Genomic DNA, 6,306 nt, shown 5'->3' on the forward strand with positions numbered 1-6,306 from the left:
GGCAGAAAGTGACGTCCGGGAAGGGACCGGAGAACGCCTTCAGGGCGGGGATGCCGCCGGCGACTTCGGCTGGGAAGAACTTGAATTCACGGTAGCCAAGGTTGTAGCCAACCATCAGCTCCGAAATCGTTGAAATACCCGGTAGCAACGGCGCTTCCGAAGTCACACCGAACTCCAGAATCGCCTCGGTGACGCCTGGCGTGATCACGAACTGGGCGCCGGCGGCCTCCACCTGGCGGTACTGGGCAATACTGGTGACCGTGCCCGCCCCAACCCAGGCTTCCGGGATCGCTTTTCGTACCTGCTCAATGGCCTTCACGCCATGAGGGGTACGCAGGGTGATTTCCAGTACTCGAATGCCACCATCAACCAAAGCCTGACACAATGGCAACGCCTCGTCCGGGTGGTTAATGGTGATCACCGGAACAAGCGGGGAAGCGTTCAAGACCGCCTGGACGCGCTCGCGGTGAAAATCAGACAATTGGTTCATACATATCTCCGGTATAACAAATCTCGGGCGGACAGCCTCAAGCGCTCCAATAAACCTGCAGCCCCGGTTTCAGGAACGCGCGAATGGGCATTTCGCGGATTTTTTCGATATCACAGCAGGCGGCTTGTAAGGTTTTCAGTTTGTCGTCACCTTTCAGGTGCAGCGCCGTGAAACCCGCGCGACTCAGGGCGTGCAGTGTCAGCGTGATGCGTTTCTGAGGCTGAGAAGGTGGCGTCATGGACGCCACGATGGCGGTCGAATCGGTATCAAGGGCTCGATTCAGCTCCGGCGCATCTGGAAACAGAGACGCCGTATGGCCATCGCTGCCCATACCCAGGATCAGCACATCCAGCGGCAGATGCAGCTCTTCAAGGGCTGCCTCCGCAGCTGCCAGGCCATCGGTCGGCGTATCGCCGGGCTGTTTGAGGGACAGGTACCGGGCTTCCGACGCTGGGCCTTGTAACAGATTTTCCCGCACCAGGCGGGTATTACTGTCGTTGTCGTCTTCGGACACCCAGCGCTCGTCCGCCAGCAACACGTCAATACGTGCCCAATCCAGCGGCTTTTCCCGCAGGGCCTCGAAAAATGGCAGCGGGGTTGAGCCACCGGACACCACCAGACTGGCACGGGGTGCAATCAGCAGCCGCTCCGAGAGATGTCTCGCGACTGCATCCGCCAGCGCCACCGCCGTATCATCAGGGGTATCGAAGAAATACGCATCCACCGACTCCGGCAGATTCAGGTCATGCATCTTCATACCAGCTCCTTCCGTCACGGGTAATCATCGCGATGGAGGCAACCGGGCCCCAGGTACCTGCCGCGTAACGTTTTGGCGGTACACCACTGTCGTCCCAGTTGCGCATGATCTGGTCAACCCACTGCCAGGCGTGCTCCACTTCGTCACGACGGACAAACAGATACTGATTGCCTTTCATGACCTCCCAGAGCAGCCGCTCGTAAGCATCCGGGATGCGATCAGTCTCGAAGGTTTCCGAGAACGTCAGCTCCAAAGGGCCCTGGCGAAGGCGCATGCCCTTATCCAGCCCCTGATCCTTGGTCAGAATTTGCAGGGACATGCCCTCGTCCGGCTGCAGACGGATGATGAGCTTGTTGTTGGCGAGGTGTTTCTGGTCGGGATCAAAGATGTAGTGAGGCGCCGGTTTGAAGTGAATGATGATCTGTGACAGCTTCTCCGGCAGGCGCTTGCCTGTGCGGATGTAGAATGGCACACCGGACCAGCGCCAGTTATCAATCTCGGCTTTCAGAGCCACGAAGGTTTCGGTCTTGCTGCCACGCGCCGCACCTTCTTCCTCCAGATACCCAGGCACGGGCTTTCCGCCACTGGTGCCAGCTGTGTACTGCCCGCGAACGACATGGGTATCCATCATGTCAGGAGTGATACGGCGCATCGCCTTCAGCACTTTCACCTTCTCATTGCGGATACTGTCCGCCGACAGATCCGAAGGTGGATCCATGGCGATCAGGCACAGGAGCTGAAGCAGGTGGTTCTGAACCATATCGCGAACCTGACCGGCTTTATCGAAATAGCCCCAGCGGCCTTCAATACCTACACTCTCAGCCACCGATATCTCGACGTGGGAGATATGATTCTGGTCCCACTGGGAGGCGAACAGGTTGTTCGCGAACCGCAGCGCTATGAGGTTTTGTACCGTTTCCTTGCCCAGGTAATGGTCGATACGGAACAACTGGTCCTCATTGTAGACCTCACCCAACTCGTCATTGATGACCTTGGAAGACTCCAGGTCGTGACCAATCGGCTTCTCTACAACCACTCGGGTGTTCTGGTCACAACAGTTATTTCCCCGGAGGTTACGTGAAATTTCACCGTACATGGCCGGTGGTGTGGCCATGTAGACGATCAGATTACTGGGCTCCTTGCTGCGCCAGTCATTAAGGACGCCGTAACCGTCAGGGTTGGTAAAATCCAGGAACTGGTAATCCACGCGCTGCAGGAATTGCTCGGCCACGCCGGCATCAAACTCGTCTTTCCTGACATGCTCTTTCAACTTTCCAAGAAGGGTCTTACGAACCTCACTGCTGTCTGCCTTGTTTCTCGCGATTGCCAGAATGCGAGTGCCCTTGTGGAGCAGCCCTGCCCGCTCTAGCTGGTACATAGCGGGAAACAGTTTGCGTTGCGCCAGATCACCAAGCGCACCAAACATCATCAGGTCACAGCGGGTATTTATCGGATCAGCCATCGGTTCCTTCTCTCTTTGTTTTCATGCAGCAACCTGCCGCCGCACGACTCGAGGCGTCAATGTAGTAATTTTATGCAAATAATGACACCGCAAATGAAATATTCCAAGGATATTTTCCAATTAATGACACTTTTACTACCACAAACCTGCCAAAAACACGCTATAATCAGCGCGGATTTCCACAAGAACGCCGATGATTCAGGGAGTATCCCAAATGGCTGCGAACCAGGCGCAACGCGATGACAACCTGCTCGAAGATATCCAGCTAAGACTGGACACGCTCAATAAATCAGAGCGCAAGGTTGCCGAGGCGATTCTTCGCGACCCAAGTGCTGCCACCCGATACAGCATTGCCGCACTGGCCAGGGCGGCTGACGTCAGTGAGCCAACAGTCAACCGCTTCTGCCGCGGCTTTTCAGCCACCGGCTTTCCCGACTTCAAGATACGCCTGGCCCAGAGCATTGCCACTGGCACACCGTATATCGGTCAAAACGTGGAGCCCGACGACACTGTCGCAGAGTTCTCCGACAAGATCATGCTCAGCACCATCGCCAGCCTGGACAAGGCACGTCAGGCCCTTGACCCAAAAGCACTGGCGTCGGCCATCGACTATCTGATCCAGGCCAAGCAGATCAACTTCTTCGGCATGGGCGGCTCCGCACCTGTTGCGATGGACGCCCAGCACAAGTTCTTTCGCTTTAATATCCCGGTCATGTCGTACGACGACGCCCTGATGCAGCGCATGGTAGCCGCCGGCGCCACCAAGGGCGATGTCATCGTGCTCATTTCCTACACCGGGCGCACTCGCGAAACCGTTGAAATTGCACAGCATGCGCGCACCAACGGCGCTACCGTTATCGGCATCACCATGCCCGACTCGCCATTGGCAGACGTTTGCACGGTGGTCATTGAGGTAACGGCGCCGGAGGACACCGAGGTTTACATGCCGATGTCCTCCCGCATTATTCACCTGACGGTGATCGATATCCTTGCGACCGGCGTGACCCTCAAGCGCGGAGCGGATTTCCTGGGCCATCTGAAAAAGATCAAGGAAAGCCTTAAACCTACCCGCTTCCCGATGACTTGAGCCCCACGTTTAAAGGTAGCAAAGCCACTGATTTAGTGTCTCATCCTTCTACGCCCCTCCTCCCCCTGAAAACTCACCCCCCTTTTTCTTCAGGGCGGAGGATGCACTACCCCTCCCGTTACAGGACTATGAAATCCGGTTTCCCAATGTCTGATTGGCAGAAGCTGCAATCAAGGGAACCGGAGGCCTGATCCGGAACTGACTGTCCACGACACGATGTCGGAACTTCCGCTTCCCTGACATTCAAAAAAGACAAAAAGCACAGGACACAGATGATGCAAAACAATAAGCGCTTTTTCCCGAACAAACTCCCGCTTGCGGCTGCGGTCACAGCTGCCATCATGGCTACGCCCGCCATCGCCGTTGATTTTCATGGCTACGCTCGCTCCGGCCTTTCCACCAACACCAGCAGTGGCGGCGAACAAACCTGTTTCGGTAGCGGTGCCAACGGCCACTTCGTTGGACGCCTCGCTGACGAATGCGACACCTATGCAGAACTGGCCTTTGGCGACCAGCTCTTCAGCCAGGACGGTAAAACGTTCCGCTTCGACTCCATGGTTTCCTACGAAGCCATCAACCAGGGTAACGACTACCAGGCATTTGACGGTGCCGACGACGTCAACGGCGTCGATTTCGCTGGTCAGGAAACCACCCGCAATAACGGCAACCCCTATAGCGGCGGCGAAGTAGCGGTGCGTCAGCTTTACGTGTCGGGCACCAACGTCATTGAGTCGCTGCCCGGCGCCACGCTCTGGGCCGGCAAGCGCTTCTACAAGCGCCATGACGTGCACCAGCTGGACCTGTTCTACATCAACAACTCCGGCTACGGTGCCGGTATTGAAAACATTCAGGCCGGTGCTGGCCAGTTCTCCGCGGCGTGGGTTAACTTCGACAAACAGGAAAGCGACACCATCGTCCAGAACAACAAGCTGGATCTGCGCTACGCCTTCCCGGTTGGCGAAAGCACGCTGACACTGGCGGGCATTTATGGCATGGCCGACCTGACCGATGAGCAGGAAGCGGCCGGCATCATGGACGAAGACGGTTTCTTTGGTACCGTTGAGCTTGCGACGGGCTTCATGGGCGGCTTTAACAAGTTCGTCCTGCAGTATGCGACCGACTCCCTGGGCGAAGCCGCATTCAATAACCAGGGTGGCAACTCAAGCCTCAATGGACCCTACTATCCCGGCACGCTTGAGAAGAGCTGGCGGGTTCTTAACCATGGCGTGATCAAACTCGGTGGACCATGGGAGCTTGGTTACTCCGCCCTGTATTCCAAAGGCGAAACTTACGGCCCGATCAACGAAGAAGAACCTACCCGCCTGAGTGTTGTTGCTCGCCCGATCTACAACTGGAACTCCGTGACCAGCACGGCTCTGGAAATTGGCTATGAGGACGTGCACCAGCCCTTTAACGATGAAGAAACCGATCTACAGAAAGTTGCCATTGCGCAACAGTGGAGCGCAGGCCCTGGTTATTGGGCACGCCCGGTGATCCGCGCCTACGCCGCAGCGTTCTTCGGTGATCAGGCCGAAGCCGCTCGCAGCGAGGGCATCGATGGCGACATCCAGATTGGTGCCCAGATCGAAGCCTGGTGGTAAGGCTCTAAACACCACACTCTCGTTGGACCTCCTTGGGCCGGCTTTTCAGCCGGCCCTTTTTTGTTCGCGCCACTCCTCTATTCTCTACTCCCCATACGCCCCTCAGACTACGCCCGCAAAAGTCCGTTGCCGAAGGATGTGTGGCCGAGCTCTTCGCGCAACCATGATGCTGCAACGTTTGCGTACAGGTTATACCGGTTCGCAAGCAACGTCCCAAACAACAACAATGGAAAAAGGATACGCGTTATGCCTGACCATAAACTGGTTGCAGGCGGCTGGGCCCTGGCTTTGTCCCTGGCTCTTGTCGGTTGCAACTCCGGTAGCAACAGCTCATCTTCCGACTCTGGCGACGACGGAGGCGGAAACTCCACCGCCCTGCTGGAACCCGGCGACAACGAAGCCATCCTCTATTACAAGCGCCCCGCCGGTGACTATGACGGCTGGGGACTCCACCTCTGGAATGACGCCGCAGCCGGTTGCGATGGCCTGGCGGAAGGCGTGCCGACCGAGTGGACCGACCCACGCACCGCCAGTGGCGTGAACGACACCTACGGCGCCTACTACATCATTCCCATGCGCGACGGCGGCGACTGCATGAACTTCATCATGCACAAGGGCGATGAGAAAGACCTTGGTGATGATGACAAACGCTGGCACTTTGGCGCCCTGGGCAATCGTATTTTCACGATCAGTGGCAGCCAGCTTCTCTCCCCGGACCCAATCGAAGCCGAGGAACTGGCCATTGAAGGCGCCAAGGCACACTGGCTGGATGCCAATACGCTGGTCTTTGCCGACACCACCACGGCAACCCGAGTCGAACTTCGCTATGACACAGGCGCCGGCATCACTGTCGACAACGCCAATAAGACCCTGAGCGGGGGCACCGCTATTGAGCTGAGCGCAACTACC

At 57.2% G+C, this 6,306-nt stretch carries 6 protein-coding genes; 3 read left to right on the top strand and 3 right to left on the bottom strand.

The annotated features are described in order from the left end of the window. The 3 genes from eda to zwf all read right to left on the bottom strand — a co-directional run. A partial coding sequence (eda, locus tag MDG893_RS20030; protein WP_007155670.1) for a bifunctional 4-hydroxy-2-oxoglutarate aldolase/2-dehydro-3-deoxy-phosphogluconate aldolase occupies window positions 1-490 on the bottom strand: 490 nt, incomplete at its 3' end. Window positions 491-527: 37 nt separating this feature from the next. Next, on the bottom strand, window positions 528-1,247 hold the full coding sequence (gene pgl / locus MDG893_RS20035; RefSeq protein WP_040474831.1) for a 6-phosphogluconolactonase: 720 nt from the start codon (window positions 1,245-1,247) through the stop codon (window positions 528-530). Then, on the bottom strand, window positions 1,234-2,709 hold the full coding sequence (zwf, locus tag MDG893_RS20040; RefSeq protein ID WP_007155672.1) for a glucose-6-phosphate dehydrogenase: 1,476 nt from the start codon (window positions 2,707-2,709) through the stop codon (window positions 1,234-1,236). The genes pgl and zwf overlap by 14 nt, the downstream gene beginning before the upstream one ends. Before the next feature lie 214 nt (window positions 2,710-2,923). Here zwf and MDG893_RS20045 point away from each other — a divergent pair, with 214 nt between their 5' ends. The 3 genes from MDG893_RS20045 to MDG893_RS20055 form a co-directional block, all read left to right on the top strand. Continuing rightward, window positions 2,924-3,796 carry a MurR/RpiR family transcriptional regulator gene (locus MDG893_RS20045; protein WP_007155673.1) on the top strand — a complete coding sequence of 291 codons (873 nt, stop codon included), beginning with the start codon at window positions 2,924-2,926 and terminating at the stop codon, window positions 3,794-3,796. 275 nt (window positions 3,797-4,071) lie between these two features. Then, window positions 4,072-5,397 carry a carbohydrate porin gene (locus MDG893_RS20050; RefSeq protein WP_007155674.1) on the top strand — a complete coding sequence of 442 codons (1,326 nt, stop codon included), beginning with the start codon at window positions 4,072-4,074 and terminating at the stop codon, window positions 5,395-5,397. A gap of 246 nt (window positions 5,398-5,643) precedes the next feature. Continuing rightward, a partial coding sequence (locus MDG893_RS20055; RefSeq protein WP_007155675.1) for a pullulanase-associated domain-containing protein occupies window positions 5,644-6,306 on the top strand: 663 nt, incomplete at its 3' end.

Origin of the sequence: Marinobacter algicola DG893 (genome assembly GCF_000170835.1) — a bacterium.
GTDB classification, from domain to species: domain Bacteria; phylum Pseudomonadota; class Gammaproteobacteria; order Pseudomonadales; family Oleiphilaceae; genus Marinobacter; species Marinobacter algicola.